Genomic DNA, 14449 nt, shown 5'->3' with positions numbered 1-14449 from the left:
GTCGAGAGCACGCCGCGCAGTTTGCACATGTCAGAGAGGATGCAGCAGTTACCCTCGGGGTGGCTTGGTTCGCAGTGTACCAGTTGCAGGTCATCCTCGGTCTGGCGCACGACATCGCCAATGCGGATGTCCTCCGGGGCGTGGGCAAGGACAAGACCCCCCCCACGGCCGCGCCGGGCATCAACCAGCCCGAGGCGGGACAATCGGTGAATGACCTTCACCAGATGATTTTCAGAAATGTCGTACGCGCTGGCTATCTCATGGATCGAGACACGCCTGTCGGCATGTAGTCCCATGTATAACAGCGTACGTAAGGCATAATCAGTGTGCAGGGTCAGGCGCATACCGATAGCTAGCATGGGGCGAACAAGCAGAAACAGACCTCTATAAATTGCATAATAAATGCACATTATAGGGTAAAATCCTCTCCAGCCCTTGATTTCAGGGCGTTGAATGCCCTTAAAGGCGACAAATGCGGTGCTCTACTATCACGGTAATGTGATTGAAGTAACAGATAACCGCCATCATCCTGCCACGATATCTCAGCGTGAATCCTGTTTGTGAACCGTGCTGGCAGAATGTGTTTTTCTGCCAGGAATTTGCCTGTTTTCAGCGGTTTTCTAGGCAGGGCATCGTGCTGTGGCACGGCTTTCACTGCAGGATGAACGGGAGGCTGGCATACGATTCCATCAGGCGAGTAATCAGGTTGAGCAATAAGCCGCTGCGTAACAGGCGGCGAAAGCCGATATTTCATGCATCAGACAGACCCTGAGCATGGGTTGTTTTTATGCCCGATGCATTGAGACAGTATTAAAAAACCAAGAAAAACTGCCAAAAACAGGCACGAACGAAACCAGCCCGCCACCTCCGGTGGCAGGACTGCCTGCAGGCTTGTGGCTCTCCCTCGATGCGGTCCGCATTTTACAATGCGATTCGCGGCATCGTTTCTCCAGCAATGCTGAAGGGAGGCATGGAAAGGGCAGCACCGCTACATCCTGCTGGCCTACGCGCGGTTGCCACGCAGCCATCAAGATAACCAACCAGCCCGAACCAGCCCTCTGCCAGCCAGCTTCGGTGTGGTGCGCCACCCTTCGCGAATGTCCGGACGCGGCACATGCACCGGCGATTGGCCATTCTATAACGCCATCCTACCCAAAAGGGTAGGTGGGTAGATACATAATAAATGAATTTTTTATCATGCCCCTGCCTGCGCACCGGATCAGGGCATGGCTTTCAGGGCCTGCAAGCATGGGCGTGCCCTGTGGCCGCCTTGCAAAACTGGGGGGGCGTGCGTTACTTCCGGCGTTATCTTCTGATTAATGGCAGCAGGATTTTTGATTTGGCCCAGCCCGGAAAACGTAATGCCAGCGGGCGCACGCGCGCCATTGTGGTCGCGCTGCTGCTGGGTGTGGTCGTGGGGCTGGGCCTGCATGCGGCAGGCCCCGCTGCGGTTGAGGCCGCCACCCGCTGCGCCACCCTGCTGACGGGGCTGTTCCTGCGGCTCGTGCGCATGATCATCGCCCCGCTTGTTTTTGCTACCCTTGTGTCGGGCATTGGCAGCCTTGGCGATGGCACGCAGGTACTGCGCATTGGCGGGCGCATCCTGCTGTGGTTCATCGTCGCCTCCTTCCTGTCGCTCGTGACCGGCCTGCTTGCCGCCAACCTGCTCCAGCCCGGCGTGGGCTTTACCGTGCCGCAGGGCGGCGATACGGGGCTGGCGCATGCGCATTTCGATCCGGTCGAGTTCGTGCTGCATGTGGTGCCCACCAGCATTTTCGATGCCATGGCCCGCAACGACATTTTGCAGATCGTGGTGTTCTCCGTGCTGTTTGGCCTGGCCCTGCCGGCGGCGGGCAAGGGGGCGCAGCGCATGATCCTGCCCTGGACCGCCGAACTCGCCCGCATCATGCTGCGCATGACCGATATGGTGATGTATGCCGCCCCCGTGGCCGTGTTCGGCTCGGTCATGGGCAGCGTGGCCCATAGCGGCGTTGGCATCCTGGGCATGTTTGGCGTGTTCCTGTGCAAGTTCTACGGCACGCTGGGCGTGTTGTGGGTGCTGCTCACCACCATGACCTTCTGCGTGCTGGGCAGGCGGGTGTTCGCGCTGGCGAAGCTGCTGATCCAGCCCATCCTGCTCGGCTTTGCCACCGCGAGCAGCGAGGCGGTCTATCCGCTGCTTGTCGAGCGGCTGGAGCTTTTTGGCGTGCCCGACCGCATCAGCGGTTTCGTGCTGCCGCTGGGCTACAGCTTCAACCTTGATGGCTCGGTGCTGTTCCAGTCCTTTGGCGCGCTGTTCATTGCGCAGGCCTATGGCATCCACATCCCCGTAGGCCAGCAGATCGCGATGGTGCTGGTGATGATGCTGAGCAGCAAGGGCATTGCGGGCGTGCCGCGCGCGGCCCTTGTCACGCTGGCGGCCGTCATGCCGCAGTTCGGCCTGCCCGAGGCGGGGCTGGCGCTGATCCTGGGCATCGACCATTTCCTCGACATGGCGCGCACAGCCACCAACGTGCTGGGCAATGGCTATGCCGCCGCCGTGGCGGCCCGGTGGGAAGGCGAACTGGCCGATCACGCGTTGGAGGAAGGCGAGTAACCCCCTGCAACGTATGAAAAGCTTTAGAAGAATGCCGCCTTTTTGAAAAAAGGCGGCACCCGAAGATTTCTGCGTTATGCCTTGGCCAGTGCCGCGCTGAGTTTCTTGTCCAGCACGTCAAGGAAAGGCTGGGTGTCGAGCCATTGCGTGTCCTTGCCCACGAGCAGGGCGAGGTCCTTGGTCATCTGGCCGCCTTCCACCGTCTCGATGCACACGCGCTCGAGCGTATGGGCGAAATGGGTGACATCGGGCGTGTCATCGAACCTGCCGCGATAGGCCAGGCCGCGTGTCCATGCAAAGATCGAGGCAATGGGGTTGGTGCTGGTCGGCCGCCCCTTCTGGTGCTCGCGGAAGTGGCGGGTCACGGTGCCGTGGGCGGCTTCAGCCTCCACCACGTCGCCCGTGGGGTTGAGCAGCACCGATGTCATCAGGCCAAGGCTGCCGAAGCCCTGGGCCACGATGTCGCTTTCCACGTCGCCATCATAGTTCTTGCACGCCCAGACATAGCCGCCTTTCCACTTGAGCGCGCAGGCCACCATGTCATCAATCAGGCGGTGCTCGTAGGTCAGGCCCAGCTTTTCAAATTCGGCCTTGAACTCGCGCTCGTACACCTCCTGGAACACATCCTTGAACATGCCGTCATAGGCCTTGAGGATGGTGTTCTTGGTGGACAGGTAGACCGGCAGTTTGCGGTCGCGCCCATAGGCCAGCGAGGCGCGGGCGAAGCCCTCGATCGAGGCGCGGGTATTGTGCATGCCCAGCGCCACGCCGGGGCCCTTGAAGTCATGCACGTCAAGTACCTGCTCGGGGCCGCCATCGGCCGGGGTGTAGCGCAGCGTGACTTGGCCTGGGCCGGGAATGCGCGTTTCGGCCGCGCGGTAGATGTCGCCATAGGCATGGCGGCCGATCACGATGGGCTGGGTCCAGTGCGGCACGAGGCGCGGCACGTTGGTGCAGATGATCGGCTCGCGAAAGATGGTGCCATCAAGGATGTTGCGGATGGTGCCGTTGGGCGAGCGCCACATCTTTTTCAGGCCAAACTCCTTCACCCGGTCCTCATCGGGGGTGATGGTGGCGCATTTCACGCCCACGCCGTAGCGGCGCACGGCCTCGGCGGCTTCTACCGTCACGCGGTCATCGGTTTCGTCACGGTGGGTGATGCCGAGGTCATAATATTTCAGGTCGATATCGAGATAGGGCAGGATCAGCCGCTCGCGGATGAAATGCCAGATGATGCGGGTCATCTCGTCGCCATCCATCTCGACAACGGGATTCTTGACCTTGATCTTTGCCATGGTACGTCTGTGTGCCTTTGTTGAATCTGTTTTTTTGAAAGGTGTTTTCTTGTGGCGCCCGTCTGCGCGGGCCCTCCCGGCGGCCCGCATTATTAGGCGCGTGCCCAGGCTATAAAAAGCATTGCTGCATGCCGGTTCGTTCACAAACGTGCCAGCCCTGCGGCGCGGGGCCGTTTGCCGCCATTGCGCGCGGGTCTACCCGCCTGTGTGTGCCCGTGGCATGAAGGGGCAATGAACAGGCTCCCCCCTCCACGCAGGTTTCTGCATCGGTCGCGCCCATGGCGGCAGGCCTGGCCTGATGTGCTGCTGGGGCTGATGGCTGGCCTGGCGCTGCTGCCCGCCTGCACGGCGTTGCAGGGTATTACGCGCGCGCTCATGCTGTGGGGGGTGATCGCACTTGCCTGCAACAGCAGGCGGGTGCTGCTGGCATGTCTTCTGCCTGCCGTCGTGCTGCTGCCGGGGGCTGTGTATTACATCCATATCAGCGGGGTGCCGCCGGGTTATCCATTATGGCTGATCCTGTTCTACTGCTCGGTGCCGGTGGTGATGGGGTATGTCGCCCCGGTGCTGCCGTGGCTGTGCGCGTGGGCGGCGCTGTGGTCGGGGCTGGCCGCCCTTTACCTGTCGCGCCCGCGCGGAGTGGTGGTGCCGTGGTCGGCCCGGTGGCGTCTGGGTGCGGTGGCGGTGCTGGTGACGCTGCTGGTGGTGCCCGTGATGCGGTTGTGGCACAGCCTGCCGCCCACCCGCGCGGGCACGGAGAACCCGCTGGTGGCCATCCATGCCCATTTCGATCGCGCCTGGCCGTGGAGCCTGCTGACCGGCTATGCGGCAGCAAGGCGCGAGACATGGCGCGTAACCGCCATGGCGCGGCGCATCAGCCATGAGCCGGTCGAGTTTCTCACCCCACCCGCACCCGGTGCGCGGCAGGTGATCGTGCTGGTTATTGGCGAGAGCGCGCGCCGCGACCACCATCACGGCTTCGGCTACGCCCTGCCCACTACCCCGGAAATGGACCACCTGCCCGGCGTGGTGCGCTTTGACAATGTGGTTACGCCGTTTGACTACACGGTGGGTGCGGTGCCGGTCATCCTGTCAGGCTATGACCGGCTGCGACCGGGGTCCGTGCCGGGGCATGACCTTGTCTCGGTGTTTAACGCGGCGGGGTTCGATACGTGGTGGATCAGCAACCACCCCCGCCTTGGCCCGTATGACAGCGTGATCGGCGCTTATTCGGAGCAGGCGCACCATATCGCCTACACCACCGTGCAGGGCGGCGTGATGAGCAGGCCCGTGCTTGATGAGCGGATGCTGCCCGTGTTCGATCAGGCCGTTGCCGGGGCAAAGAGGCCGGTGCTGATCGTGCTGCACCTGTTCGGCAGCCACGAGAACGCGGCAGACCGCGCCCCGCCCGGCTTCGCCCATCTGGGCAGCGCCTATGACAACAGCATTGCCTATACCGACCATATCCTTGCCCGCGTGCAGGCCAGCCTGCAGGCGCATGGGGGCGAATCGGCCCTGTTTTACGTGCCGGACCATGGGGTGAGGGTAAATGAATGCTCAGGCGGCATCCCCGCGCATGGCGATGTGCGCGCGGCGTATGAAGTGCCGCTCTATTTCTGGGCCTCGCCTGACTGGCAGGCTGCCCACGCCCCGGCCATGCAGGCCGCGCGCGCCAATGTGCATGCGCCGTTTACGCTGGCCAGCATGCCCGCCAGCGTGCTTGAGGCGGCGGGGCTGGCCTATGCGGGGCTGGATCGCGGCCTGTCGGTGCTGTCAGCGGATCCAGCCCGCCCGCGCCGGATCGTGCATGGCGATAGTGCTGCCAACCAGAACGTGGATTACGACCACAGCCATGACGACCAGAACTGTCATATCGCGCGCGATTAACCGCTTATGACCAAAGAAGTTTTTGGTGAAGCGTTTTTCAAAAAGCTTCGAAAGAGCGCCGCCTTTTTTCAAAAAGGCGGCACCCCAAAACTTTTACTTTTTACAGGATTTTACTTGCCGTTGGGGTGGTCCTTGCGCCAGGCGTCATAGCGGCGCTTGTCCAGGCAGTAGGCCAGATCACGATAGAGCTGGATGTGGCGGATGTGCGTGACTTCCTCCTGGCAGCCGATCTTGTCGCTGTCCTTGTATTCCTCCCATGCGGGTTGCAGCACCAGGGCGCGTTCCTTTTCCGCCGTGACGCAGGCATTCGTCACCTCATCGCCAAACTCGGTGGTGCAGTCATCCACTACCGGATAGTTGGGGAATGTCAGCGCGGGGGCTGCAAGCTGCACCTCGGGGCGGATATACAGCGAGTTCAGTTCCGCCTCGGGCACGTCGGCGCGGGCGGCGGGCACGCAGGCCACGGCCAGCGCGCCCAGCAGGGCACAGGTGATGATCTTGTTCATGTCTCTGTATGCCTTCATTCGAAAAAAGCGCGGCACGAAGCTGCGTGCCTTATGTGGCCATAATGCCCGTTCCTGCCAAGGGGAATGGGGATGTGCGTTTCGCCCCGGCTATCAGGTCCCGCCAGGCGGGCCAGTCGTGTACCAGCCGGGCCAGCACGGCATGGCCGGCCCCGCCGGGATGCAGCCCGTCGCCCTGGGCAATCCCGCCACACCATGCGGCGCTGCCCAGCAACGGTGCCCAGACGGACAGGAAGGGCACGCCAGCCCGGCTGCATAATGCCGCCATTGCCTGCTCCAGCACGCGGGTGCGCTGGTCGGGGCCGGGCCGCCCTACGGGTGGCGGGCCGATCATCAGGGTTGGCCATGCGGCGCGGGTGCTGCGCAGGATCTGTTCGGTGGCATGCAGGCTGTCCTGTAGCGCCAGCCGGGGCTGGCCTGCGGCATCGATCCTTGCGTCATTGGCCCCGAATGACAGGATGATGCCGCCATCATCGCGCCCGTGCAGGCGGGCCTGTGCTTCAGCCTGCCAGCGCAGCGCGATGTCGTGGCTGGTCTGGCCCCTTACGCCAAGGTTGTAGAGGGTGAGATCATGCCCGGCCTGCCGCTCGCATGCGCAAAGCCGACCGGCCCAGCCCTGGCAGGTTTCATCGCCCGTTCCCGTGACATAGCTGTCACCGATAAAGCAGAGTCGCATGCGGGCATGATAGGCCCACACCCTGTGCGAAGGCACTGGCATTTCTCTACTTTCTTATTTTGTTCTCATGTTTTAGACTGGTTGTGCCACGAATGCAGGGGAGCAGGAATACATATGCGGGCAGGCATCGCGCCATGGTTGGGCTTGTGGCTTCTACTGGCCCCCGTACCCGCGCTGGCAGCCCCTACCGCCTATCAGGTCGCGCCTGGCACCATAGGGTGCATGCAGGCCGCCAGCCTGCGTCGGGTGGCGGAACTGCCGCTTTCCATGCCTGCCACGGCCTACGGGCAGGCACTGGCCCAGTTGCATTGCCAGCGCGCTGACGGGGCGGGAACATGGCAATTACTGGGCATGCGCGATGATGGCGCCGTGGCGCGGTTGCGCCCGCTGCCCGCGCGGCGGGGGGGCACGCCGCTGTATTTTGCAGCCAGTGCCGTGGGTGTGGCGGGTGCCGCGCCCGCAGCGCTGCCATCAGGGGTATGGCGGCTTGTGCTGGCGGCCGGCGTGGCGATGGTGCTGTGGCCTGTGCTGCGCTATGGCGGGCGATGGTGGCGGCGCAGGCGGGCGTGGCGGTTGTGCGGGCAACTGGTGCGCCGCCATGCCGAGGCCCTGCGCATCCGCCGCAGGCAACTGGTGCAGTTCAATAGTTACGGGGTGGAGCGCACCACGAAATGGGAGCGTGAGCAGGCCGAATTCGTCAAGACGATCATCCAGCCCGCCCTGCGCGGCAGAAAGCTGGCGGGGCTGTGGCCAGCCCTCGCCCGGCCCGTGCTGGCGCTGATTGATCAGGTGGCGCGTCAGGCCCCCTCCGGCAGTGATGTGGCGGATGACTTTTCACCCGACATGGACCCCATCGCCTATGAGCGGTACTGCGCTGCCCGCCTGCGGGCCTGTGGCTGGAATGCCCGCGCCACCCCGCCGGGCGGTGACCAGGGCGCGGATGTCATTGCCGTGCATGGTCCTGTGCGGCTGGTGGTGCAGTGCAAGCTGTACCGCAACGCCGTGGGCAATGAGGCCGTGCAGCAGATTGCAGCCGCCCGCCTACATTACCACGCCGATGTGGCGGCAGTGGTCTCGAATGCGGATTACACGATTCCGGCCCGGCAGCTTGCGCGCTCCAACAACGTGTTCCTGCTGCATCACGATGAACTGCCCGCCTTTGCCGCCCGGCTGGCGCGGGCGCGAAAGAAGGCATGACGGACATAGTGTGTCATAACATGACACGCGCCTGCCCACCCACTCGCGCGCCCCGCCTTGCGGGAGAGGCGGTCAGTCCTTCGTGGGCTGCGAAACTGTGGAAGAGGGCCGATTACGCGTGCTCAGCCGAACTGTAATCAGCAGATGGGCGATCATACGTGCAGAGTTGCTCATGGATCATACCTCCTATCCTCTTGATACATGAATCGTTTCGCAAAAGCGAAGGTTTCCTGAAAAATGGTCGCATTTTATGCCGCTGTTGCGCCTCATGGTCGGCATCCCCATCTGTAGGGCAGAACAAAACAGGACAGGATCAGGGCTTGAGACGACATCGTGTGATGCTGGACGGGCGCGAACTCTATGCAGGCGCGCAGTGGACGCATGTGCAGCGCTTTGCCGCGGCCCTGCAGGCCAGGGGGCAGAACGCCGTGGCGATTCGCGATGAAACACCCCCGCCGCCGCGTGTGCCCCGCGCCCGCCTGCGCGGCCTGCCCCCGCGCGCCACGCTACCTGCAGGGGATTGAAGGTGGCGTATTGTTATCTGATCATCGCCATCGTGGCGGAGGTGACCGCCACGTTCTGCCTGACCCTGTCCAGCGGTTTTACGCGGCTGGGTCCATCATGCGTGACGGTGGTGGGGTATGGGGTGGCGTTTTATGCGCTGTCTCTGGCGTTGCGGGTCATTCCCACCGGCGTGGCCTATGCCATCTGGTCGGGCATTGGCACGGTGCTCATTACACTGGTCTGCCGCGTGGTGCTGGGGCAGAAACTCGACCTGGCCGCCATTGCGGGCATGGCCCTGATCGTGTGCGGCGTGCTGGTCATGAACCTGCTTTCCGGGGCGGGGCAGCACGGATAAAAAGGTCTGGCAAAGCTTTTTTCAAGCTGGATGCCACCCATTAAAAAAGGCTGGCTCCGCGCGGAGCCAGCCCATGTCACGTTCAGCGGTGATGGTCACCACCCCCGCCGGGGCCATGGCCGCCGCCACCCGGACCGCCTGGGCCATGGCCGCCACCTCCCGGTCCGCCGCCCCCAGGCCCGTGGCCGCCCCCACCGAAGCCACCGCCATGATCGCCGCGCGGTCCGCCTCCGCCCATCGGCGGGCCACCGCCGCCACCCCGGCGCGGGCCGCCAGAGCCGCCCCGGAAGCCACCGCCACGGGGGCCGCCGCCGCGCCCGATATATTCCGGTGCGCCACCATAATAATCGCCATAGCCACTGTAATAGCCGCCGCCACCATAACCGTAGTCGCCATACCCGCCATAATAGCCGCCGGGCGGACCGTCCACACAGGCGCTCAGGCCGCTGGCCACGGCCAGCACGCAGAGGGATCGGGTCAGTTTTTTCATGGGGCAGATCGTCCTTGATTGTCATTGCGAAGGCAGGGTCTGAGCCTGCGGGGCGCGTATGAGTGCACTAAGGCGACTGTTCCGGTCTTTTCACGCACATGCAAGGGCGTGGGGAAACCATGGTCCTGTTTTTTCACGCAAAGAGGTCTTTGGTGAAGCTTTTTTCAGAATGCTGCGAAAAACGCGGTCTGCTTCACGTCTTTCCCGCCGGGGGAAAGGGAAAGGCCGGGGGAGAAGGCATTACCTTCCCCATCCCGGCCGGCCTGCTTATTTCAGGCCATCGGCCTTGGCGAGTTCCTTGACGCGGCGCAGCAGCGAGGTCGCGTAGTCTTCCGCTTCCATCTTGGAGCTGAACCCGGCAATGGCGCCGGTCAGGCCACCGATGTTGATTTCAAGCGCGAATTTGCCCTGTGCGTCGGGTCCGGTCGCTACGGCTTTGCTCATGATGGCATCCTGTTCGTCATGTTGTGCATCAGGGACACACACGCGGTGTCCGTTCCACCATAATTGGGGTGGCGCAGGGCCGTCATCCAGACCCGTGCCTGCATGGCAGGATGCCGCGGCGCAATCTTGACATGGAACAGCGCAATACAGGGGGCCTGCCGCCGGTTTTGCACAGGGTGGGGTAAGCTTGTTACAAGGGTTGCCTTTCGTGGCGCGGCATGATGGCCGCAAGCCCCCAGCAAGGATACCGCCCCGCATATGATGAAGCGCCTGCCCGGTTTTTTTCAGATGGCCCGCCTGTTCGACCTGTTCGAGGAAGGGGTGATGCTTATCCTGACCCTGCTGATCGTGGTGATCGCGGGCACGTCGCTTGTGCATGTGGTGGTGGCGGTGGGGCGCATGGTGCTGACCTCGGGGCTGAACCCGACAAGTCCGGAGGTGCTGCAGGGCATTTTCGGCATGTTCTTTACCGTGCTGATTGCCCTTGAGTTCAAGCATTCCATCCTGGTGCTGCCCGATGCGCAGCCGCACAGCATGATCCGCATGCGCTCGGTGCTGCTGATCGGCATGCTGGCCACGGTGCGCAAGTTCATCGTCATCGACCTCAAGGAAGTCGATGTGATGGAACTGCTGGCCCTGTCGGCCGCCGTGCTGTCACTGGGCATTGTCTACTGGCTGGTGCGCGCGCCCACGCCCGGCGCCACGACCCCCACCACGCCTGAAGAATAAAGGAATAAAAGTTCCCGGGCGCCGCCTTTTTTCAAAAAGGCGGCGTTCTTTCAAAGCTTTTTCAAAAACTCTTCACCAGAAACTTTTGTCTTTTCAGGTTTTATTTTGCGCGGGCGAGGTCGTCTTCAAGCTTTTTCATGCGCGCGGCGAGCGCATGGGCATGTTCGGGGCGGTCCTTGAGCGCGATGGCGTGGTCGCGGCGCACCTGCTCGAGTTCACGCTCAAGGTCGGTGGTGGACGGCATATGATGGTCTGCGGACATGAACTGGCTCCATAAAAAATGTGGCTCCTGTTCATGTCGGAATGCGTTGGGGATGGCACAACCTGTTCTTTGCGCGGATGTGGTATGCCGTGGGGCATCAGTGGCTTGCAGCGCGCGGGCGTGCTGGCATGATGCGCGAAGGAATTTCAACGCGCATGAGGGAAAGGAGTAAGGGCTGATGGATTTCAAGGACGGCGATATCGTGGTGGTGAAGGATGATGCTGTGGTCAGCCCCGGGCAGCGTGGCTTCAAGGGGGCTATCGTGGAAATGATAGAAAATGGGCAGGTGCGCGTGCGTAACGACAGGACCGGTAATGATGCCTGGTTCTCGACGGGCGACCTGCGCCACGAATAAAGGGAGCGCGGGGTCAGTCTCCATCCCACAGGCGCAGAAAGGCGTATGGATAGGCCATGCAGCTTCGCATCAGATGCATCATGCGGCCAGACCATTCGGCGGCGGGCGCGGGGGCTGTCAGTATCTGCATGGCCGTGCTCCTTGAATGCTTTTGCACAGGGGGCCGGGCCAAGGGGCCAGCCGGTTATCCCTGTAACGAAATGCAAGCATGAAAGTGGCCGGGGCGGGTATCACATCTGCATGAGTCATGCGCCGTTGCCCGGCTGGCGCATTGCCGCCGCGCATGCCGGGTTTGGACGGTTGTGGTTACATGGTGATAGAAGTACGCACGCCGGCCCCGCCGGGAACCAGACAGACAGCGAAGAGATTTGATGAACCGCGGCAAGATTGTGAAATGGGGGACCATCGTGTCCCTGCTGCTGATGATGGGCAGCGTGGGCGTGCTGGTGCGCGGCATGACGGCTGATGGCATTGGCCCCATCTCATGGATGGTGGCCGAAGGGCTTGCAGGGCTTGGCCTGCTGGGGCTGGGAATCATCAACATAAGTGGCGGGCGCGACTGAGCGCCCGCCGGGGCTGCGGGGCCTAACCGCCCATGCCGGGGCCGCCTGAGCCGCCCGGTCCGTCGCTGAGCGAGTCCTGGCCGGGCGAGCCGGTCATGCCGCCCACGCCGCCGCTCTGGTCGGGATCGGTGGGCGGATGGCCGGACTGGCAGGCTGCCAGCCCTGCAAGAAGCAGCAGAACGGTAATTTTTTTCATTGAGGGTTTGCGTCCTTCGATCACGATATGGCGAGGTATGTAAGGACATTGCTGCCGGAATCAAAGCTTTTCCCCATATCTTTAAGGTACGGGGGCTGAAACAGGTTCCACGCCAAGGCGGTAGATGGTCATTTCATCATATGTCTGGCCGGGGCGGAGTTCGATCGAGGGGAAGTCCGGGTGGTTGGGACTGTCGGGATAATGCTGGGTTTCGAGCGCTATGCCATCGCCCTGCCGGTATGTGCGGCCTGAAGGCCCGGCATAGGCGCCATCAAGGGAATTGGCCGTATAGACCTGCATGCCGGGCTGGGTGGTCAGCACTTCCAGCACCCGGCCCGATGCCGGGTCGCGCAACCGGGCCGCAGGCACCGGTGTTGCGGGCTGGGCGCGGTTGATGACCCAGTTCTGGTCATAGCCGTGGGCATAAAGCATCTGGGGCATGCTGTCGCGCAGGCGCGCACCAATGCGCTGTGGCGTGCGGAAATCAAGCGCCGTACCCGCCACCGGGGCGACGGTGCCGAGCGGCAGCGCATTGGCATCGGTGGGCGTATAGGCATCGGCATTGAGCTGGAGCACGTGGTTTTCCACCGTGCCGCTGCCTTCCCCGCTCAGGTTGAAGTAGCTGTGGTTGGTCAGGTTGACCACCGTGGGCCGATCTGTCGTGGCGCGGTAGTGCAGCGAAAGCTCATTGCGCGTGTTGAGCGCGAACGTGACATGCGTGGTCAGCGTGCCGGGAAAGCCTTCCTGCCCGTCGGGGCTGACGAGCTTCAGGGTCACGCTGGCAGTGTCTGCCGTATGGCCAGTACCCTCAACGGTCCAGACCTGTTTGTCAAACCCCCTGCGGCCGCCATGCAGCGCGGTCGTGCCCTTGGTGGGGGGAATATGGTAGCGCTGGCCCTCAAGCACGAAGGTGCCGTGGGTAATGCGGTTGGCCACGCGGCCTACCGTCGCCCCAAAAAACAGGCCGCCCTGCGCGCTGTCCACCGTGTAGCCCGCCAGTGTGGGGAAGCCGAGCACCACGTCATCGACATGGCCGGTGCGGTCCGGCGTCTCGATGGCGGAAATGATGGCCCCATAGCTCAGCACCTGCACGCGCATGCCGTGGGCATTGGTCAGGGTGAACCGTTCCACCCGCTGCCCGTCGGGCGCGGCGCCAAATGGCGCGCGGGCCACGGTGGGCGCGGGCAGGGGCTGCGCCCCGGCGGGGCCGGGCATGAGCAGGGCCGCCACCAGCAGGGCGGCGTTCATGCGTGAAAAAAGGGCCTGCATGGCGGCTTCCTGTCAGCGCGAAGCGATATGCGACGTGTTTGCGGGTGGTTTGTCTTGCCGCTCCTGGCATGATCCTGCAAAACAGTCTCGTGATGTAGGGTCTGGCATGCATGGGCATCGCACATGCAATGAAAGGGAGACAATGGGATACAGGGTAGTGTTGGCAGTGATGGCCGGAGGACTCGCCTGCGGTGGCCTGGCGGGCGGCGCGCGGGCGGCACTGGCGCAGGAACCTGCTTCCCCCGCCCCGCACGTGGCGGCGAACCTGCGTAAACTGCCGCCGTACCAGAACAAGGTGAACGAATATATCGACCTTGCTTCGGTGCAGGCGCGTGGCACCCATTCGTCGGCCACCTTCATCCAGGATTTTGACGAGGACATGATCCGCCACGGGTTGCCTTTTGCCTCGGTGCGGTTTTCCGTCGTCTATAACTGCGCGGGCGATACCTATCGCACAATGGCCTATTCCACCTGGTCGGGGCACATGGGCACCGGCCACCGCATTGCCGATGGCCCGGTGCCGCGTGGCGAAATGACGGTTGACCCCTCCTTGCGCGACGGACGCCGCATTGCCTGCGCCAAGGGCGCGCATGGCGAGGGAGAATGAGTTTCCGCCCTGTGGATAAAACGGTAAATAATGTGGATAAACGAGTGGACGAGCCACGGGCTTACGCACCACATGGCTGAGGGAACAGATAAAAATGAGCGATCAGGCGACTGTGGACAGTCATGTGATTGATGCCGTGGCGACTGCCCTGGAAGGGGATGGGGCAACCCCCGCTCTCACCCCCGCCGCGCGCGCGCAGGCCCGCGCCTTCATGCAGCGGCTGGAGCAGCAGGGGCTGAATGTGACCCCTGCAGGCGGCGAATCTGCCCTGCGCCTGATTTCAGACGGGTTTATCGACCTGTTCTCGAATGAGGACCGCAAGCTGAAATACGGCTCCCTTCTTGTGCTTTTCGCGGTGCTGGTGGTGCTTTACGTGCAGCCGCTGGTCATTCTGTTTGGCCTGCTGCTGAGCGGCGTGATCTTTTTCATACAGGCGCTGCGGCGCGACAATGCGGCGAACTGACAGACCAACGGTTGTGCCGCCCGCAGGGTTGCATGCC

At 63.0% G+C, this 14449-nt stretch carries 19 protein-coding genes; 10 read left to right on the top strand and 9 right to left on the bottom strand.

Annotated elements, in window-relative coordinates; all coding sequences use genetic code 11:
• The coding region (locus GXY01S_RS17025; protein WP_156470294.1) for an RrF2 family transcriptional regulator at positions 1-344 on the bottom strand (344 nt) is incomplete at its 3' end.
• Between the two features lie 995 nt (positions 345-1339).
• Between GXY01S_RS17025 and GXY01S_RS07555 the strand changes: the two genes are divergently transcribed.
• Positions 1340-2596 carry a dicarboxylate/amino acid:cation symporter gene (locus GXY01S_RS07555; RefSeq protein ID WP_061273722.1) on the top strand — a complete coding sequence of 419 codons (1257 nt, stop codon included), beginning with the start codon at positions 1340-1342 and terminating at the stop codon, positions 2594-2596.
• A 74-nt stretch (positions 2597-2670) separates the two neighbouring features.
• Here the strand turns inward: GXY01S_RS07555 and GXY01S_RS07550 are convergent, their stop codons facing one another.
• Positions 2671-3891, bottom strand: coding sequence for an NADP-dependent isocitrate dehydrogenase (locus tag GXY01S_RS07550; protein ID WP_061273697.1), 1221 nt, complete (start codon positions 3889-3891; stop codon positions 2671-2673).
• 231 nt (positions 3892-4122) lie between these two features.
• Between GXY01S_RS07550 and GXY01S_RS07545 the strand changes: the two genes are divergently transcribed.
• Complete coding sequence (locus GXY01S_RS07545) at positions 4123-5778, top strand: phosphoethanolamine transferase (protein ID WP_061273695.1); 1656 nt, start codon at positions 4123-4125, stop codon at positions 5776-5778.
• Between the two features lie 110 nt (positions 5779-5888).
• Here the strand turns inward: GXY01S_RS07545 and GXY01S_RS07540 are convergent, their stop codons facing one another.
• Both GXY01S_RS07540 and GXY01S_RS07535 read right to left on the bottom strand, forming a co-directional pair.
• Positions 5889-6284, bottom strand: a complete 396-nt coding sequence (locus GXY01S_RS07540) for a hypothetical protein (RefSeq protein WP_061273693.1) — start codon at positions 6282-6284, stop codon at positions 5889-5891.
• A 49-nt stretch (positions 6285-6333) separates the two neighbouring features.
• The gene (locus GXY01S_RS07535) at positions 6334-7020 is read right to left on the bottom strand and encodes a GDSL-type esterase/lipase family protein (RefSeq protein ID WP_255210389.1); all 687 of its coding nucleotides are present in this window, start codon (positions 7018-7020) and stop codon (positions 6334-6336) included.
• A 72-nt stretch (positions 7021-7092) separates the two neighbouring features.
• Here GXY01S_RS07535 and GXY01S_RS07530 point away from each other — a divergent pair, with 72 nt between their 5' ends.
• From GXY01S_RS07530 to GXY01S_RS07520, 3 genes are all read left to right on the top strand, one after another.
• On the top strand, positions 7093-8175 hold the full coding sequence (locus tag GXY01S_RS07530) for a restriction endonuclease (protein ID WP_061273691.1): 1083 nt from the start codon (positions 7093-7095) through the stop codon (positions 8173-8175).
• 320 nt (positions 8176-8495) lie between these two features.
• Positions 8496-8699, top strand: a complete 204-nt coding sequence (locus GXY01S_RS07525; protein ID WP_242501167.1) for a hypothetical protein — start codon at positions 8496-8498, stop codon at positions 8697-8699.
• A gap of 2 nt (positions 8700-8701) precedes the next feature.
• Positions 8702-9034, top strand: coding sequence for a DMT family transporter (locus GXY01S_RS07520; RefSeq protein WP_061273688.1), 333 nt, complete (start codon positions 8702-8704; stop codon positions 9032-9034).
• A gap of 82 nt (positions 9035-9116) precedes the next feature.
• On the opposite strand, the gene GXY01S_RS18540 is transcribed toward GXY01S_RS07520, so the two are convergent.
• Both GXY01S_RS18540 and GXY01S_RS18535 read right to left on the bottom strand, forming a co-directional pair.
• A complete protein-coding gene (locus GXY01S_RS18540) occupies positions 9117-9524 on the bottom strand; it encodes a hypothetical protein (protein WP_165165661.1) in 408 nt (135 codons plus the stop codon).
• Positions 9525-9791: 267 nt separating this feature from the next.
• Positions 9792-9968, bottom strand: coding sequence for a hypothetical protein (locus tag GXY01S_RS18535; protein WP_165165659.1), 177 nt, complete (start codon positions 9966-9968; stop codon positions 9792-9794).
• Positions 9969-10226: 258 nt separating this feature from the next.
• Between GXY01S_RS18535 and GXY01S_RS07510 the strand changes: the two genes are divergently transcribed.
• The gene (locus GXY01S_RS07510) at positions 10227-10697 is read left to right on the top strand and encodes a phosphate-starvation-inducible PsiE family protein (protein WP_061273684.1); all 471 of its coding nucleotides are present in this window, start codon (positions 10227-10229) and stop codon (positions 10695-10697) included.
• Positions 10698-10797: 100 nt separating this feature from the next.
• Here the strand turns inward: GXY01S_RS07510 and GXY01S_RS18530 are convergent, their stop codons facing one another.
• Positions 10798-10959, bottom strand: a complete 162-nt coding sequence (locus GXY01S_RS18530; protein ID WP_165165657.1) for a hypothetical protein — start codon at positions 10957-10959, stop codon at positions 10798-10800.
• 178 nt (positions 10960-11137) lie between these two features.
• Between GXY01S_RS18530 and GXY01S_RS18525 the strand changes: the two genes are divergently transcribed.
• Positions 11138-11314, top strand: coding sequence for a hypothetical protein (locus tag GXY01S_RS18525; protein ID WP_165165655.1), 177 nt, complete (start codon positions 11138-11140; stop codon positions 11312-11314).
• Positions 11315-11685: 371 nt separating this feature from the next.
• Complete coding sequence (locus GXY01S_RS07505) at positions 11686-11877, top strand: hypothetical protein (RefSeq protein WP_061273682.1); 192 nt, start codon at positions 11686-11688, stop codon at positions 11875-11877.
• A gap of 22 nt (positions 11878-11899) precedes the next feature.
• Here the strand turns inward: GXY01S_RS07505 and GXY01S_RS18520 are convergent, their stop codons facing one another.
• Together GXY01S_RS18520 and GXY01S_RS07500 are read right to left on the bottom strand one after the other, a co-directional pair.
• On the bottom strand, positions 11900-12073 hold the full coding sequence (locus GXY01S_RS18520) for a hypothetical protein (RefSeq protein WP_165165653.1): 174 nt from the start codon (positions 12071-12073) through the stop codon (positions 11900-11902).
• Between the two features lie 81 nt (positions 12074-12154).
• Positions 12155-13342 (bottom strand): aldose epimerase family protein, encoded by a 1188-nt coding sequence (locus GXY01S_RS07500; RefSeq protein ID WP_061273680.1) that lies wholly within the window; start codon positions 13340-13342, stop codon positions 12155-12157.
• A gap of 169 nt (positions 13343-13511) precedes the next feature.
• Between GXY01S_RS07500 and GXY01S_RS07495 the strand changes: the two genes are divergently transcribed.
• Positions 13512-13949, top strand: coding sequence for a surface-adhesin E family protein (locus GXY01S_RS07495; RefSeq protein ID WP_242501166.1), 438 nt, complete (start codon positions 13512-13514; stop codon positions 13947-13949).
• Between the two features lie 94 nt (positions 13950-14043).
• Positions 14044-14412 (top strand): hypothetical protein, encoded by a 369-nt coding sequence (locus tag GXY01S_RS07490; protein ID WP_061273676.1) that lies wholly within the window; start codon positions 14044-14046, stop codon positions 14410-14412.
• Positions 14413-14449: the final 37 nt, after the last annotated feature.

The sequence above is a fragment of the Komagataeibacter xylinus NBRC 15237 genome (assembly GCF_001571345.1).
GTDB lineage: Bacteria > Pseudomonadota > Alphaproteobacteria > Acetobacterales > Acetobacteraceae > Komagataeibacter > Komagataeibacter xylinus.
This window is presented reverse-complemented; position numbering and strand designations above follow the sequence as displayed.

What these genes read in the sequence shown, in the direction of transcription:
- GXY01S_RS07500 (WP_061273680.1), bottom strand. Translation starts at nt 13,342, where the DNA reads ATGCAGGCCCTTTTTTCACGCATGAACGCCGCCCTGCTGGTGGCGGCC.
- GXY01S_RS07505 (WP_061273682.1), top strand. Translation starts at nt 11,686, where the DNA reads ATGAACCGCGGCAAGATTGTGAAATGGGGGACCATCGTGTCCCTGCTG.
- GXY01S_RS07535 (WP_255210389.1), bottom strand. Translation starts at nt 7,020, where the DNA reads ATGCCAGTGCCTTCGCACAGGGTGTGGGCCTATCATGCCCGCATGCGA.
- GXY01S_RS18520 (WP_165165653.1), bottom strand. Translation starts at nt 12,073, where the DNA reads ATGAAAAAAATTACCGTTCTGCTGCTTCTTGCAGGGCTGGCAGCCTGC.
- GXY01S_RS07490 (WP_061273676.1), top strand. Translation starts at nt 14,044, where the DNA reads ATGAGCGATCAGGCGACTGTGGACAGTCATGTGATTGATGCCGTGGCG.
- GXY01S_RS18535 (WP_165165659.1), bottom strand. Translation starts at nt 9,968, where the DNA reads ATGAGCAAAGCCGTAGCGACCGGACCCGACGCACAGGGCAAATTCGCG.
- GXY01S_RS18530 (WP_165165657.1), bottom strand. Translation starts at nt 10,959, where the DNA reads ATGTCCGCAGACCATCATATGCCGTCCACCACCGACCTTGAGCGTGAA.
- GXY01S_RS07530 (WP_061273691.1), top strand. Translation starts at nt 7,093, where the DNA reads ATGCGGGCAGGCATCGCGCCATGGTTGGGCTTGTGGCTTCTACTGGCC.
- GXY01S_RS07495 (WP_242501166.1), top strand. Translation starts at nt 13,512, where the DNA reads ATGGCCGGAGGACTCGCCTGCGGTGGCCTGGCGGGCGGCGCGCGGGCG.
- GXY01S_RS07540 (WP_061273693.1), bottom strand. Translation starts at nt 6,284, where the DNA reads ATGAACAAGATCATCACCTGTGCCCTGCTGGGCGCGCTGGCCGTGGCC.
- GXY01S_RS18540 (WP_165165661.1), bottom strand. Translation starts at nt 9,524, where the DNA reads ATGAAAAAACTGACCCGATCCCTCTGCGTGCTGGCCGTGGCCAGCGGC.
- GXY01S_RS07550 (WP_061273697.1), bottom strand. Translation starts at nt 3,891, where the DNA reads ATGGCAAAGATCAAGGTCAAGAATCCCGTTGTCGAGATGGATGGCGAC.
- GXY01S_RS18525 (WP_165165655.1), top strand. Translation starts at nt 11,138, where the DNA reads ATGGATTTCAAGGACGGCGATATCGTGGTGGTGAAGGATGATGCTGTG.
- GXY01S_RS07510 (WP_061273684.1), top strand. Translation starts at nt 10,227, where the DNA reads ATGATGAAGCGCCTGCCCGGTTTTTTTCAGATGGCCCGCCTGTTCGAC.
- GXY01S_RS07545 (WP_061273695.1), top strand. Translation starts at nt 4,123, where the DNA reads ATGAACAGGCTCCCCCCTCCACGCAGGTTTCTGCATCGGTCGCGCCCA.